25 protein-coding genes and 1 pseudogene are annotated in these 26,299 nt (G+C 51.9%); 12 read left to right on the top strand and 14 right to left on the bottom strand.

Annotated features, from left to right (window positions below; translation table 11 throughout):
• Window positions 1-195: 195 nt before the first annotated feature.
• Window positions 196-1,233, bottom strand: coding sequence for an NADP-dependent oxidoreductase (locus K8W53_RS11485; RefSeq protein ID WP_001517827.1), 1,038 nt, complete (start codon window positions 1,231-1,233; stop codon window positions 196-198).
• Window positions 1,234-1,444: 211 nt separating this feature from the next.
• Here K8W53_RS11485 and mddA point away from each other — a divergent pair, with 211 nt between their 5' ends.
• Together mddA and K8W53_RS11475 are read left to right on the top strand one after the other, a co-directional pair.
• Window positions 1,445-1,960, top strand: a complete 516-nt coding sequence (mddA, locus tag K8W53_RS11480; protein ID WP_000155373.1) for an L-methionine sulfoximine/L-methionine sulfone acetyltransferase — start codon at window positions 1,445-1,447, stop codon at window positions 1,958-1,960.
• Complete coding sequence (locus K8W53_RS11475) at window positions 1,960-2,409, top strand: DMT family transporter (RefSeq protein ID WP_001076571.1); 450 nt, start codon at window positions 1,960-1,962, stop codon at window positions 2,407-2,409. The genes mddA and K8W53_RS11475 overlap by 1 nt, the downstream gene beginning before the upstream one ends.
• 4 nt (window positions 2,410-2,413) lie before the next feature.
• Here the strand turns inward: K8W53_RS11475 and K8W53_RS11470 are convergent, their stop codons facing one another.
• Window positions 2,414-2,647, bottom strand: coding sequence for a YdcY family protein (locus tag K8W53_RS11470; protein ID WP_000018720.1), 234 nt, complete (start codon window positions 2,645-2,647; stop codon window positions 2,414-2,416).
• Between the two features lie 223 nt (window positions 2,648-2,870).
• Between K8W53_RS11470 and srfA the strand changes: the two genes are divergently transcribed.
• Genes srfA through srfC form a run of 3 tightly spaced genes read left to right on the top strand, consistent with a single transcriptional unit; the run spans window position 2,871 to window position 9,323 of the window.
• Window positions 2,871-4,196 carry a virulence-associated effector SrfA gene (gene srfA, locus K8W53_RS11465; RefSeq protein ID WP_023224990.1) on the top strand — a complete coding sequence of 442 codons (1,326 nt, stop codon included), beginning with the start codon at window positions 2,871-2,873 and terminating at the stop codon, window positions 4,194-4,196.
• A 4-nt stretch (window positions 4,197-4,200) separates the two neighbouring features.
• Window positions 4,201-7,182, top strand: coding sequence for a virulence factor SrfB (locus K8W53_RS11460; protein WP_052939379.1), 2,982 nt, complete (start codon window positions 4,201-4,203; stop codon window positions 7,180-7,182).
• Entirely contained in the window at window positions 7,179-9,323 is a 2,145-nt protein-coding gene (gene srfC, locus K8W53_RS11455) for a virulence-associated effector SrfC (protein ID WP_023195132.1), read from the top strand. The genes K8W53_RS11460 and srfC overlap by 4 nt, the downstream gene beginning before the upstream one ends.
• Window positions 9,324-9,367: 44 nt before the next feature.
• Here srfC and K8W53_RS11450 read toward each other — a convergent pair whose 3' ends face one another.
• Window positions 9,368-9,541 carry a GhoT/OrtT family toxin gene (locus K8W53_RS11450; RefSeq protein ID WP_000171943.1) on the bottom strand — a complete coding sequence of 58 codons (174 nt, stop codon included), beginning with the start codon at window positions 9,539-9,541 and terminating at the stop codon, window positions 9,368-9,370.
• 198 nt (window positions 9,542-9,739) lie between these two features.
• Between K8W53_RS11450 and yncL the strand changes: the two genes are divergently transcribed.
• Complete coding sequence (yncL, locus tag K8W53_RS11445) at window positions 9,740-9,835, top strand: stress response membrane protein YncL (protein ID WP_001103198.1); 96 nt, start codon at window positions 9,740-9,742, stop codon at window positions 9,833-9,835.
• Between the two features lie 104 nt (window positions 9,836-9,939).
• On the opposite strand, the gene patD is transcribed toward yncL, so the two are convergent.
• The 5 genes and pseudogenes from patD to K8W53_RS11420 all read right to left on the bottom strand — a co-directional run bounded on the left by patD (window position 9,940) and on the right by K8W53_RS11420 (window position 14,752).
• On the bottom strand, window positions 9,940-11,385 hold the full coding sequence (gene patD / locus K8W53_RS11440; RefSeq protein WP_024147943.1) for an aminobutyraldehyde dehydrogenase: 1,446 nt from the start codon (window positions 11,383-11,385) through the stop codon (window positions 9,940-9,942).
• 114 nt (window positions 11,386-11,499) lie between these two features.
• Window positions 11,500-12,924, bottom strand: coding sequence for a GntR family transcriptional regulator YdcR (gene ycdR / locus K8W53_RS11435; RefSeq protein WP_000760688.1), 1,425 nt, complete (start codon window positions 12,922-12,924; stop codon window positions 11,500-11,502).
• A gap of 135 nt (window positions 12,925-13,059) precedes the next feature.
• On the bottom strand, window positions 13,060-13,830 hold the full coding sequence (locus K8W53_RS11430) for a M15 family metallopeptidase (protein WP_023224045.1): 771 nt from the start codon (window positions 13,828-13,830) through the stop codon (window positions 13,060-13,062).
• Between the two features lie 259 nt (window positions 13,831-14,089).
• Window positions 14,090-14,321: pseudogene (locus K8W53_RS11425) on the bottom strand (hypothetical protein).
• A 32-nt stretch (window positions 14,322-14,353) separates the two neighbouring features.
• Window positions 14,354-14,752 (bottom strand): hypothetical protein, encoded by a 399-nt coding sequence (locus K8W53_RS11420; protein WP_023224046.1) that lies wholly within the window; start codon window positions 14,750-14,752, stop codon window positions 14,354-14,356.
• A gap of 528 nt (window positions 14,753-15,280) precedes the next feature.
• Between K8W53_RS11420 and sifB the strand changes: the two genes are divergently transcribed.
• A complete protein-coding gene (gene sifB / locus K8W53_RS11415; protein ID WP_023224047.1) occupies window positions 15,281-16,231 on the top strand; it encodes an SPI-2 type III secretion system effector SifB in 951 nt (316 codons plus the stop codon).
• A gap of 272 nt (window positions 16,232-16,503) precedes the next feature.
• On the top strand, window positions 16,504-16,734 hold the full coding sequence (locus K8W53_RS11410) for a YncJ family protein (RefSeq protein ID WP_001537894.1): 231 nt from the start codon (window positions 16,504-16,506) through the stop codon (window positions 16,732-16,734).
• Here the strand turns inward: K8W53_RS11410 and K8W53_RS11405 are convergent, their stop codons facing one another.
• Window positions 16,735-18,699: a peptidase U32 family protein gene (locus K8W53_RS11405; RefSeq protein ID WP_023224048.1), complete on the bottom strand. Its 1,965-nt coding sequence runs from the start codon at window positions 18,697-18,699 to the stop codon at window positions 16,735-16,737.
• A gap of 78 nt (window positions 18,700-18,777) precedes the next feature.
• Window positions 18,778-19,314, bottom strand: a complete 537-nt coding sequence (locus K8W53_RS11400; RefSeq protein ID WP_000369543.1) for a helix-turn-helix domain-containing protein — start codon at window positions 19,312-19,314, stop codon at window positions 18,778-18,780.
• 91 nt (window positions 19,315-19,405) lie between these two features.
• Between K8W53_RS11400 and K8W53_RS11395 the strand changes: the two genes are divergently transcribed.
• On the top strand, window positions 19,406-20,584 hold the full coding sequence (locus K8W53_RS11395; RefSeq protein WP_001238501.1) for a benzoate/H(+) symporter BenE family transporter: 1,179 nt from the start codon (window positions 19,406-19,408) through the stop codon (window positions 20,582-20,584).
• Between the two features lie 53 nt (window positions 20,585-20,637).
• Here the strand turns inward: K8W53_RS11395 and K8W53_RS11390 are convergent, their stop codons facing one another.
• From K8W53_RS11390 to tehA, 3 genes are all read right to left on the bottom strand, one after another.
• A complete protein-coding gene (locus tag K8W53_RS11390) occupies window positions 20,638-21,306 on the bottom strand; it encodes a DUF3313 domain-containing protein (protein ID WP_052939380.1) in 669 nt (222 codons plus the stop codon).
• A 155-nt stretch (window positions 21,307-21,461) separates the two neighbouring features.
• On the bottom strand, window positions 21,462-22,058 hold the full coding sequence (gene tehB / locus K8W53_RS11385) for a tellurite resistance methyltransferase TehB (protein WP_000218276.1): 597 nt from the start codon (window positions 22,056-22,058) through the stop codon (window positions 21,462-21,464).
• Window positions 22,045-23,058 carry a dicarboxylate transporter/tellurite-resistance protein TehA gene (gene tehA / locus K8W53_RS11380; protein ID WP_001243996.1) on the bottom strand — a complete coding sequence of 338 codons (1,014 nt, stop codon included), beginning with the start codon at window positions 23,056-23,058 and terminating at the stop codon, window positions 22,045-22,047. The genes tehB and tehA overlap by 14 nt, the downstream gene beginning before the upstream one ends.
• Window positions 23,059-23,164: 106 nt before the next feature.
• Between tehA and ydcK the strand changes: the two genes are divergently transcribed.
• Window positions 23,165-24,145: a YdcK family protein gene (gene ydcK / locus K8W53_RS11375; protein WP_023224997.1), complete on the top strand. Its 981-nt coding sequence runs from the start codon at window positions 23,165-23,167 to the stop codon at window positions 24,143-24,145.
• On the opposite strand, the gene rimL is transcribed toward ydcK, so the two are convergent.
• Window positions 24,142-24,681 carry a 50S ribosomal protein L7/L12-serine acetyltransferase gene (gene rimL, locus K8W53_RS11370; RefSeq protein ID WP_000229306.1) on the bottom strand — a complete coding sequence of 180 codons (540 nt, stop codon included), beginning with the start codon at window positions 24,679-24,681 and terminating at the stop codon, window positions 24,142-24,144. The two genes, ydcK and rimL, sit on opposite strands and share 4 nt — an antisense overlap.
• Window positions 24,682-24,897: 216 nt before the next feature.
• On the opposite strand from rimL, the gene K8W53_RS11365 reads away from it, so the two are divergent.
• A complete protein-coding gene (locus K8W53_RS11365) occupies window positions 24,898-26,016 on the top strand; it encodes a M42 family metallopeptidase (RefSeq protein ID WP_000144625.1) in 1,119 nt (372 codons plus the stop codon).
• Entirely contained in the window at window positions 26,013-26,294 is a 282-nt protein-coding gene (gene sgcB, locus K8W53_RS11360) for a PTS sugar transporter subunit IIB SgcB (RefSeq protein WP_000976132.1), read from the top strand. The genes K8W53_RS11365 and sgcB overlap by 4 nt, the downstream gene beginning before the upstream one ends.
• Window positions 26,295-26,299: the final 5 nt, after the last annotated feature.

Raw genomic sequence — 26,299 nt, 5'->3', positions numbered from 1 at the left:
TCTTTTACAACAATACAGGTTTCTTTATGGCAACCGTTTTATCTCCGTCATTCCTTCATGTATCGAGATTTTTGACCGGTTCAGGCCGCTGAAGGAGATAAGCTGCCCCACCGCGATCTGAATGATGAATATAAGTAAAGCCGCAATTTTAAAATTTGCACATTTTTATGGCGACATAATGCCGCCATTTTTTCTTTACGCATCGTCCGCTAAACGTATCACGACTTTGCCAAAGTTCTTCCCCGCCAGCAGCCCCATAAACGCTTCTGGCGCATTTTCCAGCCCATCAGTAATCTGCTCCCGGTAATGTATTTTCCCTTCTTTGATCCAACGCCCCATTTCTTGCTGAAACTCATGTATCCGGTGACCATAGTCCTGGTTGATGATAAAACCTTGCAGGCGAATACGCTTTTTAAGTAATGTCGCCATCAGCAGCGGCAGTCTGTCTGGACCGTCCGGCAACGCTGTCGCATTGTAGCCGCTGACCAGACCGCAGAGCGGAATCCGCGCCGACGTATTCAGTAGCGGTAAGACGGCGTCAAAGACTTTACCACCGACATTCTCATAATAGATATCGATACCCTGCGGGCAGGCCTGCGCAAGCTGTTGTGGGAAATTATCAGCGTGATGATCAAGGCACAGATCAAATCCCAAAACGTCTGTCGCATGACGGCATTTTTCCGCGCCGCCAGCAATACCCACGACCCGGCAGCCCTTCAGCTTGCCAATTTGCCCAACCGTTGCGCCTACGGGGCCGGTGGCGGCGGCGACAACCAGCGTTTCGCCCTCTTTCGGCTGGCCGATATCCAGTAACCCCATATAGGCGGTAAACCCCGGCATTCCTAAAATCCCCAGCGACCAGGAAGGATGTTGCGGATTATCACCCAGCTTTACCAACCCTTCGCCATCTGAAATGTCATAATCTTGCCAACCATTGTAACTCAACACCCACTCGTCTGGTCGGTAATCAGGATGGTTTGACGCGACAACGCGACTGACCGTACCGCCAACCATAACGCAGCCAGGTTCAACAGGCGGCGCATAAGAGGGTTCATCGCTCATGCGGCCACGCATATAAGGGTCGAGTGATAAAAAAACGGTACGCAATAGCACCTGCCCTTCACCGGGCGTCGCGACGTCATCTTCTTCGAGGCGGAAGTTATCCATCTGCGGCGCGCCGTGGGGACGCGAGGCCAAAACCCAACGACGATTTCGGTTGGTCTGTTGCTTCATTCTATTCTCCTCATGCCTGGCATAATCCATCAATAATAGTCGAACATTAGCTTTCTGAGGGAGTTAAACACTCTCAGATATCAGGCTGTGCGCTTTTATGAACGACTTTCTTTCCCCTCTCGCTAAATATGAATTCTTGCGCTAATTCGTTGATTTATGCCGCCTTCAATAGTATTTCTAACACTATCGTAAACATTCCCTGGGGTTCCCTATGACGATTCGCTTTGCCGATAAAGCAGACTGCGCCGCGATTACCGAAATCTATAACCATGCGGTATTACATACTGCGGCCATCTGGAACGATCGGACGGTCGATACGGATAATCGCCTTGCCTGGTATGAGGCCCGTCAATTACTGGGCTATCCGGTGCTGGTCAGCGAAGAAAATGGCGTGGTGACTGGCTATGCATCATTTGGCGACTGGCGCAGTTTCGACGGTTTTCGCTATACCGTCGAGCACTCGGTTTATGTTCATCCGGCGCACCAGGGGAAAGGACTGGGGCGAAAACTGCTCAGCAGACTGATCGACGAAGCCCGACGCTGCGGCAAGCATGTGATGGTGGCCGGTATTGAGTCACAGAATGCCGCCTCGATACGCCTGCATCATTCGCTGGGGTTTACCGTCACCGCGCAAATGCCGCAGGTCGGCGTAAAATTTGGCCGTTGGTTAGATCTTACGTTTATGCAGCTCCAGCTTGATGAACACGCCGCGCCGGACGCCTGCTGATGAACCAGTCGCTGACGCTTATCTTTTTGATCGCCGCCGGCGTCGGGCTGGTGGTACAAAACAGTATTATGGTGCGTATTACGCAGACATCATCGACGATTCTGATCGCTATGCTGTTGAACTCGCTGGTAGGGATCGTTTTATTTGTGACGATATTGTGGTTTAAGCAAGGCGCTACGGGCTTCGGCGAGCTGGTCGCCAGCGTGCGCTGGTGGACATTGATCCCCGGTCTGCTGGGGTCATTTTTTGTATTTGCCAGCATTAGCGGGTATCAGAACGTTGGCGCCGCGACGACTATCGCGGTACTGGTCGCCAGCCAGTTAATCGGCGGACTGGCGCTGGATATCGCGCGTAGCCACGGCGTCACGTTACGCGCAATGGTCGGGCCGGCGTTTGGCGCGCTGTTGCTGGTCATTGGCGCATGGCTGATTGCGAAGCGCCAGTTTTAATGGGTTACAGGATCGTGCCGCCTTTGGTGAGCTGCTCGCGGCGCGCGTCCCGATCTTCTTGATATTGCCTGCCGTGATGCGCGATAGCCGTGCGTAAACGCTGCTGCTGCACATAACGATCTTCGCGACGTAATTCAGCGTCATCGCTCAAGGCAATCAGCAATTCATTCATATGGGCAATTACGCTCTCCGCGATGGCGGCATCCACGCGGGCACTCACTTCCTCCAGGTGCGACATAAGCTCTCCTACTCTTTATTCTGTAACAGCATGATTCGCCTATTATACGCGTTATTGTCGCCCGATGCGGTAATTCGCCGCCGCCACCCTGATTTAACTTACGTCAAGTGGAAACACGGGGCTTAATAGACCGAGAATTCGCGCCTTTTTGCCTTTCTTCCGCCGTTTGCTTGCGTATAGACCCCGTAAAGTAGACGCGTGAAGAAGTCTAAGGGATAACAACGTGGCAAAATCTCTCTTGCGCAGCGGCAATCTGGATGATTATCAGGCCGTGGGCGGCGGCGGTCAGGCCGTATTTGAATCAGCATTGCAAATTCGCGAAACGCTTCGTCTGCGTAAACAGCAGGCGATGGTTGACTGTCTGGCGATTCCGCAACTTAACGATAATGGCGATCGGGTTGACTGGTATTCGCCGATTGAAGGTCAGGCGATAGCGTGGAAAGCGGCTGACGAAGAGACACGTTCTCGGGCTTTACGTTATTTAGCCAGCACTTTTGAAAGCGCGGCTGCACTCAGTCGCAAAAGTCTGCAATCCGGTAAAACAGCGCTCCAGCTATTTGGGTCGCTACTTGAGAAAGCGACGCAATTTCCCGGCGAAAATCATGTTTTCCTGGTTAACGGCAAACCGGTTATCACCTTCTGGGGATTCGTTAATCTCAACGAAAATACACGCGATGATGTGCTGGACTGCCTGCGGGTCACCGAGGAAATCCCCGACATCCCTCTGGTCGAGCCGGAGCCGGAGCCCGAAGAAAAGCCGCTGGTAGAGGCGGCGTTTAGTCAGGCGGATGAACCTTTGTTAACATCTGTCATTGAGCCGCCGAAAATGCCGGAGGAACCTGTTGCGCCGCCCGTTATCGTTAGCGAGCCGAAGTCGGCCACACCCATCCCGGTTGCTGAGGCGAAAAGAGCTCGCCGTCTACCGCTGTGGAGCTTACCTGTCGCTGCCGTGGTTATCGCCGCCGTCGCCACGCCTTTTTTCTGGCCATCTTCATCCGTTGACGGGGCCTCTCCTGTTCGCGCCGCGCCTGTCGCTACTGCGAAAACTGACGTTACCCCCTTGCCTGAACTCACCGCGCATTTGCCGCTGCATCGCGCTGAGGTGACGCCCGCCCCCAAAGCGGCGCCGCTGCCGGAAGCGCCTGTTATCATTGCCGCTATCCCCAAAGACGCGCTGGTGATGGACAGTACGCAGATGAAGCTTGGAACCACGCGCTTTTTAAACGGTAGCTGGCGGGTCAGCGTGGATGTCAAAGATCCGATTACCGGCAAGCCGCCCTCTCTGCGTTATCAGATCCAAAATAACAAAGGTATCGCGCGCGTAGTACATGGCGATAACGTGGTTTGTCGGGCGGAAATTTTCTCTGGTCTGCATCAAACGGGCGAGCTGATGATTAAAAGTCGCGGCAATGCGCGCTGCACCGACGGCTCACGTTATCCGATGCCGGAAATTACCTGTAAAGCAGGCGTCAGTGACGTCGCAACCTGTACCGCCCGTTATGGCGACCACGCGGCAATTCCGTTGACGTTTAAAAAGATAGGTGCCTGATTTTATGTTGGTCAATCTGTGTGATTACAAACAGAGCGTCACGCTCATTGCAAACAGCGGCGTCCAGTTTCTTGATTTTGGCTTAACGCCGCAAGAGTCGGCCCACTACGGACGTTTTGTGCGCAAAACGGCAAACGGCCCGCTACTGCGCCTCGATTTTGATCTGACCAGCGGGCGCTACACGTTGCCAGGACGTGCTGGCGGCCAACCCGAAGTCGTGAAACCGGAAAGCACTCAGACGCTGCACTATTCTCTGGATGTACTCGACGGAATCTGGCTTCCCCTGCCGTTCCTGCGTTTTAATCCGCCGCGTACCTTTATTGATGGGCCGGATAACTGGGCGCGCATTCAGGTACGTAAACTCAGCGAGCCAGATAGCGCCGGAAACACACACCGCATCACCCTCGCCTTCGACAGTCAGCTGGCAAAAAATATGCCTGCGGCGTTGGCGCCTTGCGAAAACGATCTGCTCAATGGCACACGTTTTGCGCTCGCCTGGCGCGATGAAGAAGTTGCCGATTTCCTTGACCAGACATGGATTGACGGCTGGCTGCGCGAGTCGTTTCTTCAGTATGCCTCACAGGTGGAAAACCGTTCGGAACAGGCCATACAACAAGCGCTGCGTAGCTTTGAGTATCAGGCGCACTGGTTGAATTTACTGACGCTGTTAGGCGAACAGCTTACGGTGCCGGAAGTAAAGTTTGTGACACATACGTTAAGCACGCCCGCAATCCCGGTCGATCTGATTCTGGATGTCGGCAATACGCATACCTGCGGCGTCTTGATCGAGGATCATGGCGATGCGAATGACGGGTTACGCCAGACGGCAGAGCTTCAGGTGCGTTCTTTAAGCGAGCCGCAGTATCTGAACGACCCTTTATTTACCAGCCGGGTAGAATTCTCGGAAGCGCGCTTTGGCAAGCAACACTTTTCTGTCGAAAGCGGACGAGACGACGCCTTTGTGTGGCCTTCCATTGTGCGTGTGGGCGACGAGGCTCGCGCTCTTGCTATGCAGCGTGTGGGCACCGAAGGCAGCAGCGGCATCTCCAGCCCGCGCCGCTACCTGTGGGATGAAACCCCCGCCTTGCAGGACTGGCGCTTTAGCCAGATCCACGGTAAAACGCAGCGCGAACCGCTTGCCACCGCGTTTCCGCTGATGAATCTGATGAATGACGACGGACAGCCGTTATTCCGCCTGCCGCATGAAGAAAGGCTACCGGTTTTTTCGCCGCAATACAGTCGTAGCACCTTGATGACGCATATGTTGTGCGAAATTCTGGCTCAGGCGCTGGGGCAAATTAACAGCGTCGCCACCCGGCTGCGGCTCGGCTTTCCCGCCTCGCCGCGCCAGCTACGCACCCTGATTTTAACGCTGCCTTCCGCCATGCCGAAACAGGAGCGAGAAATTTTCCGCCAGCGAATGTTTGAAGCGCTGGCGCTGGTCTGGAAAGCCATGGGCTGGCATCCGCAGGATGAGGATTTCACCACGCCTAAGCAGCGTGAAAAAAGCGTGGTGCCGGTACCAGAAATACAGATGGAATGGGACGAAGCAAGTTGCGGCCAACTGGTATGGCTTTATAACGAAGCCATTTCGCATTACGCCGGGCGTACCGAATCCTTTTTTAATGCACTCGCCAGACCGGATCGCCAGCCTGAACCCGGCGTCGTCCCCGGGCGCGCGTTGCGCGTGGCATCGATTGATATCGGCGGCGGCACGACGGATATGGCGATCGTTCACTATCAGTTAGATGACGGCGTGGGGGCCAATGTAAAAATTACGCCTCATCTCCTGTTTCGCGAAGGTTTTAAAGTCGCCGGGGACGATCTGCTATTAGATATCATTCAGCGTTGCGTACTCCCTTCCCTGCAAACGGCGTTGCAACGGGCAGGCGTTACGGATGCCGCCGCCCTGCTGGCGACCTTATTTGGCGATTCGGGACGAATTGATACTCAGGCCATTTTGCGCCAGCAAACGGCGCTGCAATTATTTATGCCGCTGGGCCATGCGGTACTTTCCGCCTGGGAGCAAAGCGACATTAACGATCCGTTTGCTGGTTTACATGCAACATTTGGCGATCTGCTGATCCGCCGCCCAACAAGCAACGTGATGAACTATATCCAGCAGGCGATCGATCATGCCTTACCGTCTGGTTCGCCGACATTTGATATATTCAATGTGCCGTTGCAAATCCAGTTTAGCCAGCTTCAGGAGGCTCTGCTGGCCGGTCAGTTTACGCTGACAACGCCGCTTCATGCGGTTTGCGAAGCGATCTCCCACTATCACTGCGATATCTTGCTGGTGACGGGGAGACCGACCTGTTTACCCGGCGTACAGGCGCTCATCCGGCACTTACAACCGGTGCCGGTTAATCGCATTGTGTGGATGGATAAGTATCAGGTACATGAATGGTATCCCTTCAGTCAACAAGGGCGTATCGGTAATCCAAAATCCACTGCCGCGGTGGGCGCGATGTTATGCAGCCTGGCGCTGGACTTACGTCTGCCGCGTTTCAATTTTAAAGCGGCTGATATCGGCGCGTATTCGACTGTGCGTTATCTCGGCGTACTGGATAATACCGTTAATACCCTTCGCGATGAAAACATCTGGTATCACGAGATCGATTTGGATAAACCCGGCGCAACGCTGGACGCACGCCTGCATTTTCCGCTACGCGGCAACGTGACGTTGGGCTTTCGTCAACTGGCGAACAGTCGCTGGCCTGCGACCCCACTCTATTGCCTGAGCATTAATTCCGCCGAACTGGCGAAAACCATCGCTGGCGACGGCGTACTGAATGTGCGACTGAAATTACGCGGCAGTAGCAAAGATAGCGCCCCGGAATCGTTCATATTAAGTGATGCCTGGCTCCAGGACGGGACGCCGGTCGCCGCCGATGCGCTGACATTAAAATTGAATACGCTGGCTGGCCGTCGCCACAGCGGCAGCCACTACTGGATAGATAGTGGGAGTGTATACCTGAAATGACAAAACCGTTAAACACCACCCAGGCTGTTATCGAGTGGGTTAACAACACGCGCCGTTACGCAACGCGACTGGATGACGAAGCCGACGCTCTGCTGGCGCAACTTACGCTTGCCGCGGCGGATGAGTCAGCGCTCAACGCCGCCTGCGCATCACATGGCTGCGTTGGTCTGTACGGGTATGCGCAATCCGCAAAAGCGCATCTGTTAACGACGCTATGCGGTAACGAGAATGGCAAGCTGGAAATTATCACGCCGGACCGTGACTATGATTATTTCAGCCACATCAATCCGGGTCATGCGCCAGCGAATATGGCTATTCGCTTTACGCGCGACATTTTTTCAAACGAGAGCGGCTGGCCGTTGCGCCTGCGCTTGATCAGTGAAGCCGAACTGGTGCAGATCTTTATTGCCTGGACCAGCTCGTCCCCCGTTTGTCGCCAGGTCGAAAAATCCATTATCACATCACGCCTGGAGAAATGGCAATCGCTTCGCCAACCGCAGCCCGTCCCCGGCGTTACCGCTGAAGAGGTAGCGACCATCGCGAGTTTCTGGCGCTCTTGCCTGCCGTCCGCCAGACAACATATTGATGATGCGACATGGCAACACTTTGCCTCGCTCTTGCCTGCGCTGGATCTCACGACACGGGCGCACGCCTGGGCATTACTGTGGGGAGAGCAACCAGAGATCACCCAGCAATGGCTGGCGCTGGCGCATATGTTGCAACAAACCGGCCATGCCGGGGAACTGGCGGCGCCGCTCAGCCTGCTGGTCGATCATTTTGGCTTACCGGCGGAAAACTTCCTGACGCAAATGGCGCTAACCGCCAGCGATACGCAAAGCGATGTGGTGGTGCATCCGGTTAAGGAAGGCCGACTGCTCAATGCGGTCAGCCTTTCGCTTGATTCTCTGGCGCTGCTTACCCGCGAACTGGTGCTAAGCGTTGAAAACAGCGTACTGGATAACGTTGATTTACTGGATATTCCGGTCGCGCCAGACAGTCATCCTCATCCGTTATGGCGGGCGAAATTAGGCTGGATGCTGGCCCATTACCGCCAACAGGTACAGCCCGATGTTCTGGTGATTTGCAATGCTCTGGCATCTCGCTCGCAAACGTCCACTGCCGCCCGTCACTTACTGGAGTGGGTTAACGCCACGCAGCCGCAGCATGAATCAGCGTTACCCGGCGTCGTCTGGGCTATTACTCCACAGGATGCCCGTTTTGCCACCCAGCAAAATCTGGATGAAGCCGTCCAGCAGTTGATGGGTAAACCTGGCGTGCATTGGGGAACGTTGCAGGCGCTGGATAAACACAGTATGCAGCGTTTGGTGGAGTGGTTATCGCAGGCGACATCGGCACCACAGCGACAGGCGCGCTTACAGGCGTTACGCGAACAACTGCGAGGCCGCGTGCGCGATCTGTTACCGATGTTTGATGACGCGCGGCTACCGGTTGAAACCGTGATCCGGCGTCTTCAGTCCCAGGCCGCCAGACATGGCGACCTGCTGGCCGGGCTGTTACCGCCGGTACAGAACTTCGAAGCGTTGCTGCGCACCCGACAGTCGCGAGAAGAACAGGTCAGCGGTTTATTTAATGACGCGATCGATCTCTTTGCCGACGAACCAACGCGCGCTTCAGCGTCAGAAGGTCATGAAACAGGCTACCAGGCGCACAAAATGTGGATCAATCATCTGCGCCAGTGGGCCCACTGCCGGGATAATGCGCAGCGTCTGGGACTGGAACCGCAGATGCTCAACGCCGTGGCGGAGATTTTAATTACCGCCAGCTATCGCCTCGGTTTACCTCAGCAGTTACAGAAAACCATGCAGCGCGAGGAGGTTAGCGGCGCGCAGCTTCATGCCATCATTGGTAACTTCATCGCCTGGCTCGGCTACGCCAATATCGAGGAGGCCCAACGCCCGGCCAGCCGCGTTCAGAAAGGCGCAGCCATTTTCGCCGCAACGCCGCGTTCGACAATGTTGCGTCTAACAAAGCTTGACGAACAGCCCGTTCACGCCGCCAGCCGCTATGTCTATGACTGGCTTGTTGCGCTGTATACCCTGGCCAATGAGAACGCAGGATATCGGCATCCGCAGGACGTTACCGACGTAGACAGAGCGCAATTAATTGCCCTGATAGCCTGACCTTGCGGAAAAACCATGCCCGGTAACGTGTATCGGGCTTGAGGTCAGAAAAGCGAAAACAGCAATGCGACGGGGAAACTTATCGGCCATGTCGCGCCAACCAAAAAGGCGCTCAGGAAACGAATTCGTTTTTTGTCATGAGTCAAAAACCAGGTGATCAGGGATGATATCACCGCCATGACGGCGTAAAAAATTAATATCTTTTGAAAGAGGGTCATATCAGGCATCCGCGCCAACCAGAGGAAAAAACGCGCGCAATATGCTCTTTTTATTTGACACACATCAAGGTTTATCAGCCTTAACAGCAAAACGTTCTCAATGCACGGCTCCGCTCACAGAATATCCTGTTTACGTATTATTGCGGATCTCGCCAACCCGTACTATACCCATAGGGGTTATGATGAAAGGTGGCGAAAATGAATGTTTCCAGTAAAACCGTCGTGCTGATTAATGTCTTTGCTGCTGCAGGACTTTTGGGTCTGATCTCGTTGAGATTCGGCTGGTTTGCTTGAGGTGTTCAACCTTTGAGTACTTGCTGCGCATGTTGGCGGGGAGGTCCCCCTCTCCGCCAACACCCGCCTATTTTTTCACGATTTTTCTGAACAGTAAATGATCCTTAATGCTTAACCATGATATGGCGGACAAGGGTGTAGTCTTCCAGACCATACAATGACATATCTTTGCCGTATCCCGACTGTTTTTGCCCTCCATGCGGCATTTCGCTAACCAACATGAAATGGGTATTAATCCAGGTACAGCCATACTGCAATCTGGCGCTAAGCCGGTGCGCCCGCCCGACGTCCTGAGTCCAGACGGAGGATGCCAGACCATAGCGAGAATCGTTGGCCCACCTCAGAACCTGATCTTCATCATCAAAGACGGTTATACTGACCACCGGGCCGAAGACCTCGCGTTGCACGATGGCATCTTCCTGTTTTGCGTCTGCCAGCAACGTCGGAGCGAAATAGTAACCTTTACCTTCCGTTTGACTTCCACCAGTAATCACACGGATATGGCTGAGGGCCTTCGCCTCCTCTACAGCCGCTGTGACGCGCTTCAGGTGCGCCAGCGAACTTAACGGCCCCAGCTCTGTCGACTCATCCTCCGGCGCGCCCATTTTCAGGCTGCTCACTGCGTTCCCTAGCTTTTCGACCAGCGCATCATAGATACCGCGCTGCGCGTATATACGGCACGCCGCAGTACAATCCTGTCCGGCATTATAGAAACCAAAAGTCCGGACGCCCTGCGCCACCGCATCCAGATCGGCGTCATCAAAAACAATCACCGGGGCTTTACCACCGAGTTCCATATGCGTACGTTTTATCGCTGGCGCAGTATGGCGCAGAATATGCTCCCCGGTCGCGATAGAACCGGTTAAAGAGACCATGCGTACTTTTTCATGGCCGGTCAATACATCGCCAACAGTCTGCCCTCGTCCGAACAGGACATTGAGCACCCCCGGCGGAAAGATATTCTTCGCCAGCGCGGCAAGTTTAAGCGCCGTCAGCGGCGTGATTTCAGAAGGCTTAATCACCACGCAGTTACCTGCCGCCAGCGCTGGCGCCAGCTTCCAGGCCGCCATCATGAGCGGATAATTCCACGGCGCGATAGAGGCAACCACGCCAATCGGATCCCGGCGGATCATCGACGTATGTCCTTCCAGATATTCGCCCGCCGCCAGCCCACTCAAACAACGGGCCGCGCCGGCAAAAAAGCGAAAGACATCCACGATTGCCGGAATTTCATCATTGATTACGCAGTGCAAAGGCTTACCGCAGTTTTGCGATTCAAGCCGGGCGAACTCAAGGGCGTTTTGCTCGATGCTGTCCGCCAGTTTTAACAGACATTCCGCCCGTGCTTTGGGTGTGGTCTGCCCCCATTCGGCAAACACGCTATCGGCGGCCAGCACTGCGGCGTCAACCTGCGCGGGCGACGCTTCCGCAATCTCAAGTATGACCTCGCCTGTCGCCGGGTTATAAACAGACTGCCTTTCTCCCTCACCGTCCACCAGCACGCCATTAATCAGTAATTGATATTGCATAGCATTTTCCCATATCGTCATTAATCGATTTCCGGCGAACGGGCCGCCGCTTTCCTAAAAATAGACGGCGCGCCAGATGCTCACCCGGCACACTCGGGAAATTTAGTCAGGTTGTGAGCTGACACGCATTCCATCTCACACAAGGCTTTTAGCGCTCAGCATCTCGCGAATCAGGCTGCCAAGCTGTTTTACGGCCTGTTCTTCCCGTTCTCCCCAATGCCATGCGGTGTTAAAACGAAAGAAACGCGTCCAGGCGCCGGACGTTGAAAACATTTTCCCCGGCGCGATACTGATAAGGTGTTCAAGCGCTTTGGCGCTAAGTTCACCGGCATCAAGCTGCTCAGGTAGCTCCAGCCAAAGAAAATAACCGCTATCGTTATGGTGAATTTTTACTTCCGCCGGGAGATGGCGCAAAAGGGTTTGCCAGGCTTGCTGTTTACGTTCGGCAAGCTGCCTTCGCAATCTGCGCAGATGCGCGTCATATCGACGTGTCGAGAGATAATCCACTAACGCCAATTGCATGGGGGAACTGGTGGATAATGTGCTCATTAACTGCAAACGCTGAATTTGTCTGGCATGGCTTCCTCCCGCAACCCAGCCAATGCGAAAACCGGGAACCAGACATTTGGAAAAAGATGAACAATGCAACACGGTATCGTCGCGATCCCATGCTTTGGCGGGCAGAGGTTTCTCGCGGCCAAAGTAGAGTTCGCTATAAACATCGTCTTCAATTAGCATCACGTTATGGTGCGTGAGTAACGCAACCAGCCGCGCTTTTTTCTCAGCGCTCAGCGTGAACCCTAACGGATTCTGGCTGTTGGTCATTAACCAGCACGCTTTCACCGGATATTCCTGTAACGCCTGTTCCAGCGCCATAAGATCGATACCTTCTTTGACATCGGTGGGTATCGACAACGCTTTCAGGCGCAATCGCTCCAGGGCCTGTAGCGCACCGTAGAAACAGGGGTTCTCCACCACCACCCAGTCTCCCGGCGCCGTCACTGCCTGTAAACTAAGATTCAACGCTTCCAGCGCGCCGGCGGTAATGACAATCTCGTCAGGAGAAACGGTAATCCCCTGCTGCGCGTAACGGCGTGCTATCGCATAGCGCAATTCTGCATTACCTGGCGGCAAGTTTTCGATGACGCTCATTGCCGTCGCGGTTTTACTGACCTGCGCCAGAGAGCGGTTCAATTGCGGCAAGGGAAACAGACGCGGATCGGGAAACGCTGAAGCAAAGGGCACCACTGAGGTATCACGGCTGGCCTGCAGCATCTCAAAAATATAGGTATTGATATCTACGGCTTCATCCCGAATAACGTGCGCTGCCGTCGCGACTGACCGACAAACCGGATGCGGCGCGACATAATAACCGGATTGCGGACGGGCGATAATCCGTCCCTGACTTTCCAGCAACTGGTACGCATGACCGACAGTCATAAAACTCATGCCGCTACTGGCGACCTGCTCCCTCAGCGAGGGTAATCGATCGCCGGGTTGCCAAACGCCAGAGGCGATTTGTTCTCTAATTTGCTCCGCCAGACGTTGATATTTTTTCATTATTCGTTCTCATTGAGCGCTGCTTGCAGGTGGCAACCGCAGTGTATATCAGTTGTTAAAATTAACAATGATTTGCTAACTGTTATGGTGCTTTCCAACAGGCGTAATGATTAGATTTCGCAACAAAACGCCGTTTCAGGGTCTCTGCTTAACGGGAAAGTCAAACCAGGTGTTCGGGTATGGTTCATGAGTAAGGGAGAAGTGCCACCATTCGGTATCCAGTGGCGTAAAGCCCGCATCACGCATCAACGTTTGTAATAACAACCTATTTGCGCGTTGCTGAGCGGTAAGCATGACATTATCGGGATGGGATAACGGACTAAAACAGTCAAAGCCGGTACCAAAATCCAGACTATTATCTGGCGAGCGTTGCGCCGCGGACGCAGTACAATTCACCAGTGGTCGTCCGGGATGGTATATCGGTATTTTACTGTCGAGTGGAACAATTGTTAGATCAAGCGTACTTCCCCGACTGTGGCCGGATCTGGCGGCAAGATAACCTTCCTCAAACAGACGCTTTTTCTCTACTTGCGGATAAAATTCGTTTTTCATTTGGTTTTGAGAAGGATCTTTGGCCCACGCGATAAAGTCGTTCACTGCGCTTTGCGGACGGTAGCAATCATATATTTTTAAGGTAAGTCCAAAGGGGCGTAAACGATCGGCGACCTGCTTCACTGCGTTTGCGGCTGGTCGTGTTAACAGGCAAACAGGCGCGTTATAGCCTTTAATGGGGCGACCAATAAAGTTATGGGAAGTGAAGTATCGCATGTCTACCTGTACGTCGGGGGCGACCGTAGTAATATCGACAAAGTCTTTTGGCTGGTGGAGATCAATATGGCTTTCAGCTGACATTGCCTGAAAGGACAACAGGCTGAACAGGAGGAAAGAAGATACGCATTTTACCATATGTTACACCTCGCGAGAGTCACAGGGGTGATTATGTATTTGAGCAGGTAAAGATTAGCGGACAGCGCTTAAACAGATGGTTAAAATAAACATCATTCCCCCCTGTAATCTGTGCCTTATCACAAACGGAGAGGTTATATTTTGCTTATATGACCATTACGCCGCCTGTTCTATACCCAAAATAATTCGAGTTGCTTAAAGGCGGCAAGGGAGTGAGTCCCAGGAACACAGATAACGATGTGTTTTCACAAAGGCGAGTCTACCTGACCAGAAAGGTTATTTGATAATCAGTAGTACAGTTGTTGTCGCCTTCCATAACTAAATAACATTGTTTTGTCAAAGATAAGACCACTATATAGTCAGGAAGGCAATTAGTGAGGAACGCGTCAATTGTCGGCGATAATGCATCTGAAATTACGATTCACCGCAGTTGTGCAAACACATAGAATCCCCCTCGAACCGAGATAATTCGGTCTGCTAGTCATAGCCATTATTCAGTAAGAACGCAGGCTGCAGCGGCGGATCACGGGCGTGAAGAAAAATCCTGTGCCCCAAACTTTTTGGACAAGCGCTGAACCTGCCGTATACTTTTACTTAACGTATACTCCGCCATAAAAATAAACCCTGCGATGATACCGTAATGCCACAGGCATAACTTAAGGATATGCCATAAATCAAGCGAAGCATGATTTAATTTCTCAGTGATTACGATAGTCTGTACAAATATTATGGGGTGAAATAATAATACGCCTAACAAAAATATCCCTGCCACAATCATGGCGAGTAACTGAAAAAAAGCCCATCCGATAACGAAGCGGTAAAGTAACAGCAATAATAGCCGTCCACATTTTTTTAGCCATTCTGACTGCAAAATGCCCCAGGATGCTGTCTTTTCGTGAATTTCACCATCTGATTTCTTCATTTTGAGCCTCCTCGCAGGTTTTTATAGTCTTATCACCCAACTGGAAATAAACCCGTCAGCTAATCGTTACAACAAATATAATTAAGACAAAAACTAAAGAGTAAGGTATTTATATCATAAGTGCTATCAGTATTGGCCTTCTGCCCTGCCGCTAAATATCTCATTGTTGTTAGCCTAATAATACTTTTAGTTTAACTTCTTATAAGACAATTTCTACACGGTTGAGCAACTATTTACTTTCTCTAAAAATAATATAGCGCGTAATTAATCATTACTCATGGTACATGATGATGTGAGAATTAAGAAAACCATTTTACTTTCATTCGTTTTACCTGACATACTTCATGGCCAGGAGACGTGGGCATGACTAAAGCTACGGGTCGATATTAACAATAATTTTGACGGTTCAGGACAAAGCAAAAATCAGGTATTTCACTGATAAGCAAATCGATGGGCAACATGGTATAATATTTCGAATACCACCTATTCCAGTAATGAAGTCTCATATAATCACTTGTGGTCTACATTATGCCAATTACTATCGGGAGAGGATTTTTAAAAAGTGAGATGTTTTCTCAAAGTGCCATCTCTCAACGCTCCTTCTTTACGTTACTATGGGAAAAGATTAAAGATTTTTTCTGTAGCACGCGAAGATCTGCTGCCGATCAATATATAAAGGAATTATGTGATGTTGCCTCTCCGCCTGACGCGCAACGTTTATTTGATTTATTTTGCAAGTTATATGAATTATCATCACCGTCATGCAGAGGAAATTTCCATTTTCAGCACTATAAAGATGCTGAGTATCAATATACAAATCTCTGCATTAAAGATGGCGAAGATATTCCGTTATGCATTGTGATACGCCAGGATCACTACTATTATGAGATAATGAATAGAACAGTACTCTGTGTTGATACTCAGTCTGCCCACCTGAAAAGATATTCTGATATTAATATAAAAGCTAGCACTTATGTTTGTGAAGAGCTATGTTGCTTGTTCCCTGAGCGGTTACTACTCTCGCTATCCGGCGGTATAACATTTCCCGTCGACCTAAAAAATATAAAAGAGACGCTTATCGACATGGCAGAAAAGGGTAATTTATGTGACTGGAAGGAACAGGAAAGAAAAGCCGCAATCTCCTCCAGGATTAATCTGGGCATCGCCCAGGCAGGTGTAACAGCTATTGACGACGCTATCAAAAATAAAATAGCCGCAAAGGTTATTGAGAATACTAACTTAACGAACGCAATATTTGAGCCAAATCATACACAAAGTTCAGTTACTCAATTAGTTTATTCATGTTTGTTTAAGAATGAGATATTAATGAATATGCTTGAGGAAAATTCCTCTCATGACCTGCTATGTTTAAACGATCTTGCTGAATATGTGGCGCTACAAGTTCATAACAGCCTTTTTTCTGAAGATTTATCTTCACTCGTTGAAACAACAAAAAATGAGGCTCATCACCAGAGTTGACCACACCATAAATTATTATGGCTTACAATCCCCTGGCAATACCAAAACCATCTAATACAATACCTTTAAAATTTACTTCCAGGAAATAATGAATTTCGCATGGAACGAATTGGCTCGTTATTTTTATAATTGAGATACTGAGTATAAGTATATTTTCTCATACAACTTATCGCACTTATTGACAAACCGTTTTCGCTAATTTGAAGTGTTGAATAATAACTCAAAGAAATTATTGGCATCATAGCCTCACGACGTAACTGGAAGGTGGCATGATGTTTACAAAAACGTTATCAGTAGTTTTACTGACCTGTGCGCTGTTTTCAGGCCAGTTACTGGCGAAACAGCAAGACCACGCATTCGTATGGTTTGCGACGGGAGGGCACCAGCTTAGACACGAAGCCGACAGTGATGAATTACGGGCGGCAGCGGAAGAATCCGCGGAAGGCTTGCGCGAGCACCACAACTGGCAGAAATCGCGCAAACCAGAGAGCTATTTTCGTTAATTAAACGCCCCTACGCTTCGGCAGCGTTTTCATCAGCGCTTCAGGGCTCACTGAAGCGACAACGCTGCCGGGCTGGGGCATTTTTAAGATGTGGTTTTTAATTTTGCCAATGACATGCATTTCGCAAGGGCGGCAGTCGAATTTTAGCGTCAGTACTTCATCGCCATGCACCAACTGCATCGGCGTGGCTTTCCAGCTCTTAATATTTCCTTTCGCCTGCTTAGGACAAAGGTTGAACGCAAAACGCAGGCAGTGTTTGGTGATCATGACCGGTACCTCGCCCTTCTCCTGATGCGCCTCATAGGCCGCATCAATCAATTGTACGCCGTAACGGTGATAAAATTCCCGCGCTTTGTGGTTGTAGACATTAGCGAGAAAGCTGAGATGCGTTTGCGGATAGACCGGCGCAGGCTGCGCCACGGGTTTCCGACGACCTCGTTGATAATGGTCCAGCCGCGCCGCGTCAAGCATATCAATCGCCTCCCGACGGAACTGATTGAGCAGGCTATTTGGCACGAACAACGCCGCCGGTAATGTCACCTGCATATCACGCGCGTAGTAAGGCGTCTGTCCCAGCTTCGCCAGTCCGGCTTTTAGGTTATTCAACGCTTTTTCAGAGTTATTGGCTTCCTCAAATACCCCGTCAAGCGTATGCGTGATGCAGACACCGTCTTCACTGGTCAGCGTCAGAATAAGCTGTTCCTGCCAGCCGCCCAGCATGATATCAACCGCCACACGGCGCTCACTGGAGGTTTTTGTCAGCGCTTGCTGCCAGTTATGATCCAGATTACGATTCAACGGATGATGCGGACGGACTTTATGCAGGTCGGCAGGCATATCATTTGGCCAAACGCGGTAGCGGTTATGACCGGTTTTCTCCACCGTATTGGCGCGAAAACCCACCACTTCACGCTTAATCAACACGTTCAGACCATCGCCATTCGCCAACGGCTCCGTAGCTTCTACGTCGAGATAATCCTTCGCCACATTCAGCACCTCGCCTACCGGCAAGCCAATAAATTTTGGTGAATCAAATGCGCCAATATCACCTTTACGCGCGTTAACAAAATAGTCGGTGCTGCCGCGATGGAAGGTTTTCTCCGTGGAGGGAACAAAAAAATGCTCGGTCCGACCAACCGATGCACGCGCCAGATCGCCACGTTGCTCGATAATCGCGTCCAGCATCTGACGATAATGCGCGGTGATGTTTTTGACATAGCTCATGTCTTTGTAGCGCCCTTCAATCTTGAAGGAACGTACGCCTGCATCGATCAACGCGCCGAGGTTAGCCGTTTGGTCGTTATCTTTCATCGATAGCAAATGTTTTTCGTAAGAGACCACCCGCCCCTGATCGTCTTTTAACGTATACGGTAAACGACAGGCTTGCGAACAGTCGCCCCGATTGGCGCTGCGCCCGGTTTGCGCATGAGAGATATAACACTGCCCAGAATAAGCGACACACAGCGCGCCATGAATGAAGAACTCAATCGTGGCGTCAGTAGCCTGATGAATAGCCGCTATCTGACTCAAATTAAGCTCGCGCGCCAGTACAATCTGTGAAAAACCGACATCGGCAAGAAACTTCGCTTTTTCCACGCTGCGAATATCACACTGTGTACTGGCGTGAAGCTCAATCGGCGGGATATCCAGTTCCAGAATGCCCATATCCTGCACAATCAGCGCATCCACCCCGGTGTTGTACAAATCGGTGATTAACCGCTGCGCGGGCTCCAGCTCATCATCATGCAGGATAGTATTCAGCGTGACAAAAATCCTGGCGCCGTAACGGTGAGCAAACGGGACCAGATCGGCGATATCGCGCAGACTGTTACTGGCGTTATGACGTGCGCCAAAACCGGGTCCGCCGATGTAGACGGCATCTGCGCCATGCAAAATCGCTTCGCGAGCAATTGCGGCGTCACGGGCCGGACTTAACAATTCGAGATAGTGAGGTTGCTGGCGCATACAGTCTTTCTTATCCAATAGCAGCGAAATGGCGGCTATTGTAGTCAGAAGCGCAAACTAACGAAATAGTTTTCCCGCTTAATCACGCGGGTAATGGATCAGCGAGTGAAAATGAACCGTCTGGTCACTGCTGTTGCGATAGGTATGCGCCGTATCGCCGGCAAAACGCAAACCTTTACCGGCGTCTATGGTTTGCCATACCCCACCAGTACACATGTCCAGCCGCCCCTGAATCACCACCACATGTTCGATAACGCCGGCTTTATGCGGCGCTGATTCGCTGCACGCGCCAGGCGCCAGCAATAGGGAAAAATAGTCAAAACAGAGTTCAGGGTCCCACGGAAACAGCGGTGTAATTACCATCGCTTGCTGCTGGGGATCGAAGGTTGGCGGAAATTCGGCCTGCGGAGGCGAAATAAACATTGAGAATGGAACGTTCAGGCCCGTCGCAATTTTCCACAGCGTTGCGACTGTCGGGCTGGATTCATTACGCTCTATCTGCCCTAACATGGCTTTTGAGACGCCGGAGATCTCCGCCAGACGCGATAAACTCCAGCCTCGCTGATGGCGTAACGTTCTTAACGTGGTCGCCAGATAGTGTGTCAGGTTATCCATTTTTCCCCCCAGTAAGACCATAGCGTATCACTTGTACGCTATAACGCACAATGCTACATTGACTGACCGTTATAACGCACAAGAGGCGATCATGCGTCTGTTATCACTGCCGTTACCTACTGTATTATCTGGTCTGGTCGCCGTTCTGGTCGGCTATGCGAGTTCCGCCGCCATTATCTGGCAGGCGGCGCTTGCCGCTGGCGCAACACCCGCAGAGATCGCCGGCTGGATGACCGCCCTCGGTATAGCCATGGGCATAAGCACACTAACGTTAACCTTGTGGTATCGTGCGCCGGTTTTAACCGCCTGGTCAACGCCTGGCGCCGCTCTGTTGGTAACAGGGCTTCAGGGATTATCGTTGCCAGACGCCGTGGGCATATTCATTGTCGCCAATGCCCTGATTGTGCTGTGCGGCGTCACGGGATTGTTTGCGCGTTTGATGCGGATAATCCCCCATTCTCTTGCCGCCGCAATGCTGGCGGGAATACTGCTACGCTTCGGCCTGCAGGCGTTCGGGACGCTCAACGGAGAGTTTGTCATGTGCGGCGGTATGCTATTGGCGTGGCTACTCTTTAAAGTATTCGCGCCCCGCTATGCCGTTATTGCTGCCATGGTAATGGGAATAACGGTGGCGCTCATCCAAGGTAAGGTGGCGATGAGCGGTATTCATTTCGCGCCGGTGTGGCCCACCTTCGTTCCCCCCCACTTTTCATTCGCTCAAAGCCTGAGCGTCGCGGTACCGCTCTTCCTGGTGACGATGGCATCGCAAAACGCCCCCGGCGTCGCCACAATGAAGGCGTCTGGCTATCAGCTTCCTGTCTCTCCGTTAATGATTTTTACCGGGTTGCTGGCGCTGCTGCTTTCGCCATTTGGCGTTTATTCTATCTGCATTGCCGCCATTACGGCCGCCATTTGTCAAAGCCCGGACGCACACCCCGATCCAACGCGTCGCTGGTTAGCCGCCGCCGCCGCAGGCGTTTTTTATTTACTTGCCGGGTGGTTTGGCGGTTCGATAACCGCGCTGATGGTCGCCCTGCCGGTTAGCTGGGTGCAAATGCTGGCTGGTCTGGCATTGTTAAGTACGATTAGCGGTAGCCTGTATCAGGCGCTTACTCACGAAAGTGAGCGTGACGCGGCAGTTATCGCATTTCTCGTCACCGCCAGCGGGCTAACGCTGATGGGCATCGGATCGGCATTCTGGGGGTTGATCGCTGGCGGGATAGGCTACGCAGTATTAACGAGAACGCGCCGCCCATCGTTGTCTGGCTGATGGTGACCGCTAATCTGCCGGGGTTTGCGCCATCTTACGATGGCGCCGCAGAATTATTTTTTGTTAACGTCAAACATAGAGGTATCCGTCGCCATATCATCCACGACCTGTTTCAACGTCTCAAACGCCATTGGCGTACTGGAATTGCTCAGGTCTTTACCTTCACCCTGACGTACTACCTTGACGACCGGCTTGTTGGTCGCGGCATCTATCAGCTCACCCTCAAAATAGAGGTGGGTATCCATGGTCCGGTGGCCTGTCGCCATTTGCGTGCCCGCCACAATCAGCGCTACAGGGATCACCTCATAGAATTGCAGCCCTTCTTTGCTGGTATCCACGCCCGTAATCGCCCCGCGGAAAATCAAACTGCGCGGCCCTGGCGTCGTGACCAGCGGTTTGCGCTGTTCAATTGCTGATTTTACTTTAGCGTTCGTATAAGCCAGCAGTTTATCAAGAACTTGCTGCCCGACCTGGGTCGTTGGTTTGGGGACGGGATAATATGTTATCGGATTGTAAACAATACTATCATAGTTAGAGTCATTGAAATGTGGATCTACCCAGCGCAACACCGGTTTCCCCGTGGCGGAGGTAGTTTCCTGCAGGTCCGAATAATTTTTTAAGAATCCAGAATACTTATCCGGCTGTGTGACTTTGGACGCACAGCCGGATAACGCCAGCAAGCCAGTAAGCACTGCAACTTTAAATAAAGTATGAGTACGCATGAAACGATCCCTTTAGTCTTCGCAATGATGCAAAGGAAATAATAGCAAAACGAAATCATTCTGGATGCACTAAAAATGGTAACGACAGCACAATTTGAACGCGGCGCCCGACAAAAAAATGCCGAACGCAGCGAGACTTACAGAACTTGCATCGCTCAGGCCGTTTTTCTCGCCAGCATCGTAGCAAAGCGCAGTTTGATACGGTTGCCGTTTTCGTCCGTGCGGTGAAGCTCGCCGACATCTTCGTTGTATTTCAGCATGTCCCATCCTTCGTAATAGCGGCGTAATTCGCCTTCTTTAAAAGCAAACGGGAATCCCACCGTACAGGGAAAGTCCGGCGTATCCATTGCCGCAACAATCAAATTATACCCGCCGGGTTTTGTGCAGCGTTGCATATTGGCAATTAAACCGGGAATGGTTTGCGCCTCAAGAAACATCATAACTACTGTCGAGAGAATAAAATCGTATTCGCCGTCAAAGGTCAATGTATTCAGATCGACAATGTCGGTTTGCAGATTATCCAGCCCTTCTGCCGCTTTAATACGCTCAAGGTTAGCCATACTGGCCGGATTTTTATCCCACGCGGTAACGTCATAACCGTTCGCGGCCAGATACAGACTATTACGGCCATTGCCACATCCCAAATCCAGCGTTCGGCCCGGCGCGACAACCTTTGCCGCCGCCAGCACATCCGAATGCGTGCGGGTTAATCCGTATTTCTCAGTAAAGTAATTTTCGTCACGAACGGTCATTTTTTTCCTCCGTTTTCAACAGTGCAGCGCGCTCAGTGCGAATAAGCAACGTCCCCTGCACCAGCAATAGAAATGTACGCACCAGCAATAAGGCGATAATAGCGTTAGTGAAAATAAACAGCGGGACGGCCAGAATATGGAAAAGCCCTGATTCACTACCGTGACCAAGATGTAACCCCGTGGTCGCCAGCGCGGAAACGCCGAACGAAAAACTCCAGAAGGAAGCATTAAACGGTTGTGATAAATACCAGGGCATTAATCGCAGCATAAATAAAAGTTGTAACAGACCGTAGCCGAATAGCATTTTCGCCAGCGTGTCGCCCTCCCCGCCATTGACGCTCAGCCAGGCGCTACAGGCGACCAGCGCGGGCGCCAGTTGGATACCCAGCGACGTACGCAGCACCGCCGGTAATTCGCCGCAGCTACGCAGTCGCTGCAAAATAACCGGCTCCAGACTTAACCACGAAAAGACGCCTGCGCCTAAAAACACCAGTCCGGCATCATTGTAACCGAGCGCTCCACAGGCCATAGCGCTGATAAAATTATTCGCTACCGTGGGCAGATAAAGTCCTGGGGTTGTCGCTTCTTCCGGATGCGCTCCGCGCCAAAGTCCCGCCGTCTGCCAGGCGGCATACGCCAGTTGTATGACGACCCCCACGCTGAATAGCGCAACGGCCAACGGGCGATACCAGGGAACGAAACCGATCGCGACCAGCATCGTGGTGGCGGGAAACAGGCTGACAAAACTGCTCATTACCGGATGTCGCACTTCAGCCATCACGCTATGGGGAAAGCGCACCAGACGGCTAAGGAACGCCAGGGTCAAGAGTGCCCAAATAATCATCGCCAGGATCACCATGATGTCGCCGGGCCAGTGGCTTATTGCCCATATCTGGCTGGCATAACGCCAGGCGAATCCCATACCGATGGTGCCAAGGACGATGCCAAAATAGCCCGCAGGCAGATTGAGCACGCGATCGCTCTGCTTGTGATTACGCATTTTGTTTAATTTATAAAGTATATTTGAAATGCATTTTATGGAATTTCTGGTTGTTTCGCCAGTACCTTTGCTACGGTTATCTTAATCGTTCACACGGAATTTCCCTATGATCAAATATCGACTGAGTGAAGAACCTCGTGCTTTTACTTATCAGGTAGACGGTGAGAAGAAAAGCGTCTTATTACGACAAGTTATTGCCGTAACGGATTTTAACGATGTTAAAGCCGGAACCTCCGGCGGCTGGGTTGATGCCGATAATGTGCTGTCACAACAGGGGGATTGCTGGATTTATGATGAAAACGCGATGGCCTTTGCGGGCACGGAAATTACGGGTAACGCGCGTATCACGCAGCCGTGCACGCTCTACAATAACGTGCGAATAGGCGATAACGTCTGGATTGATCGCGCTGATATCAGCGATGGCGCACGGATAAGTGACAACGTCACCATTCAGTCCTCTTCCGTGCGCGGAGAGTGTGCGATTTATGGCGATGCCCGCGTGTTAAACCAGTCAGAAATTCTCGCCGTTCAGGGACTAACGCATGAACATGCGCAAGTTTTACAAATTTACGATCGCGCCACCGTGAACCATTCGCGGATTGTCCATCAGGTACAGCTTTATGGCGACGCCACTATCACACACGCTTTTATTGAGCACCGGGCGGAGGTCTTTGATTTCGCGCTCATCGAAGGCAACAAAGACAATAATGTCTGGATCTGTGACTGCGCCAAAGTCTATGGCCATGCGCGGGTTATCGCCGGCACAGAGGAAGATGCGATCCCTACCCTTCGCTACAGCTCGCAGGTAGCGGAACATGCGTTAATCGAAGGCAACTGTGTGTTAAAACATCATGTGCTGGTAGGCGGACATGCTGAGGTACGCGGAGGCCCGATTTTACTGGACGACCGCGTGCTGATTGAAGGCCATGCCTGTATACAGGGCGAAATTCTGATTGAGCACCAGGTCGAGATTAGCGGACGGGCGGCGGTGATAGCCTTTGACGGCAATACTATTCACCTGCGCGGCCCAAAAGTGATCAATGGCGAGGATCGTATTACGCGTACCCCCTTAGTCGGTTCCCTTTAATCCGCATCAATAATGCGGGCATACATATTAACGTCGTGATAGTCGCCGTTAAGATACTCCGCCTGCTTCATACAGCCCTCCAGCGTAAAATGGTTGCGCCGTGCGACCGCATTACTGGCCTGATTATCAACGCGGCATTTAATGACGAAGCGCCGAATATCGCCGCGCCGGGCATAATGTGTCATCAGCGCCTGTAATGATTGCGACATTATCCCTTGTCCCTGGAGGGACTCATCCAGCCAGTAACCGATATAGGCGGCTTTGTTTACCGGTTCAATGGCATTAAATGAGAGTACGCCCGCCATCTCATTCTGGCAGAAAATCAGGTACATTTTGGCGTAACCACGCTGGTGCAACAGTATATTACCCTGCACATGCTTACGCGTTTCTTCCTGCGACGTGACATATTGCGGCCAGTCGAGCGACTGTTGTAGCCACGCTTTGTTTTTGAGTACCAGTTGGTGCAGCGCCGGAACATGACTTTCATCTGCCGCTCGCAGTTCCAGCGTCGTGCTAACAGGAATAATTTCCACCATCGCGTTGCCCTTCTTCGTTGTTGGTCGTGATCACATAAATAGCCAGGTTTACCGATAACCCGCAGGTGATATGAGCGTTTTTATTGTATCGCCATCACATTATTTTTTATTGGCCATATTTAGCGTATTTCCGCGTGACACATTTCACACTTATCCAACCATTCTCCGCCTATAAAACGCTCAACGACTGATTGTTTTATCACCACGGAGACGCCAATGACCTTTTCTGTGCAGGAAACGCTTTTTTCTTTACTGCGGCTAAACGGGATTTCAGGACATGAAAGCAGTATTGCAAACGTTATGCAGCACGCGTTCGAACAGCAGGCCAAAGACGTCTGGCGGGATCGCTTAGGCAATGTCGTCGCCCGTTATGGCAGCGATAAATCTGACGCGCTTCGCCTGATGATTTTTGCGCATATGGATGAAGTGGGTTTTATGGTACGCAAGATCGAACCCTCCGGTTTTTTACGTTTTGAACGCGTGGGCGGCCCGGCGCAAATTACTATGCCCGGTTCGATTGTGACGCTTGCCGGACGTTCAGGCGATATCATGGGCTGTATCGGTATTAAAGCATATCACTTCGCGAAGGGTGACGAGCGCACCCAGCCACCCGCGCTCGATAAACTCTGGATTGATATCGGCGCAAAAGATAAAGCGGATGCCGAACGAATGGGTATTCAGGTGGGGACGCCAGTAACCCTTTACAACCCGCCGCACTGTCTGGGCAACGATCTGGTATGCAGTAAGGCGCTGGATGACAGGCTGGGGTGTACGGCGCTACTGGGCGTCGCCGAGGCTCTCGCCTCCACACCGCTCGATATCGCGGTGTTCCTGGTCGCGTCGGTACAGGAAGAGTTCAATATTCGCGGGATTGTTCCCGTTTTACGACGCGTGCGCCCCGACCTGGCGATTGGTATTGATATCACCCCCTCCTGCGACACGCCTGACCTGCAGGATTACTCAGATGTGCGGGTCAACCACGGCGTCGGCATCACCTGTCTGAACTATCACGGACGCGGTACGTTGGCGGGACTGATTACGCCGCCGCGTTTGCTGCGGATGCTGGAGACCACCGCGCACGAAAATAATATTCCCGTACAGCGAGAAGTCGCGCCAGGCGTCATCACCGAAACCGGCTACATTCAGGTTGAACTGGACGGTATTCCCTGCGCCAGTCTTTCTATTCCCTGCCGCTATACCCACTCGCCAGCCGAAGTCGCCAGCCTGCGCGACCTGGCTGATTGTATCCGTTTACTGACTGCGCTGGCCAATATGTCGCCAGAACAGTTTCCCATTGAGCCTGAAACAGGCGCTACACAAGAGGCACGACCATGATGAAGAAGATCCTTGTGGCATGTGGTACCGGCATGTCGACATCAACCATGATTGCACAAAAACTGCAGGACTTTCTTGCGGAGCAAGGCATTGCGGCAACCACGGCGCAATGTTGTCTGAATGAGATCCCGTTGAACTGTAACGGTATGGATCTCATCGTAACGTCCATGCGTACGCACAGTGACTATGGCATCCCGACGCTCAACGGCGCCGCCCTGCTGACAGGCATCAACGACGACGCATTAAAACAAGAAATCAAGGCGCTGTTAACACAATAAAGGGG

It is taken from the genome of Salmonella sp. A29-2 (genome assembly GCF_020150755.1).
Lineage (GTDB): Bacteria > Pseudomonadota > Gammaproteobacteria > Enterobacterales > Enterobacteriaceae > Salmonella > Salmonella enterica.
The sequence above is the reverse complement of the archived record's forward strand: the minus strand, read 5'-3'. Positions and strand labels throughout refer to the sequence as shown.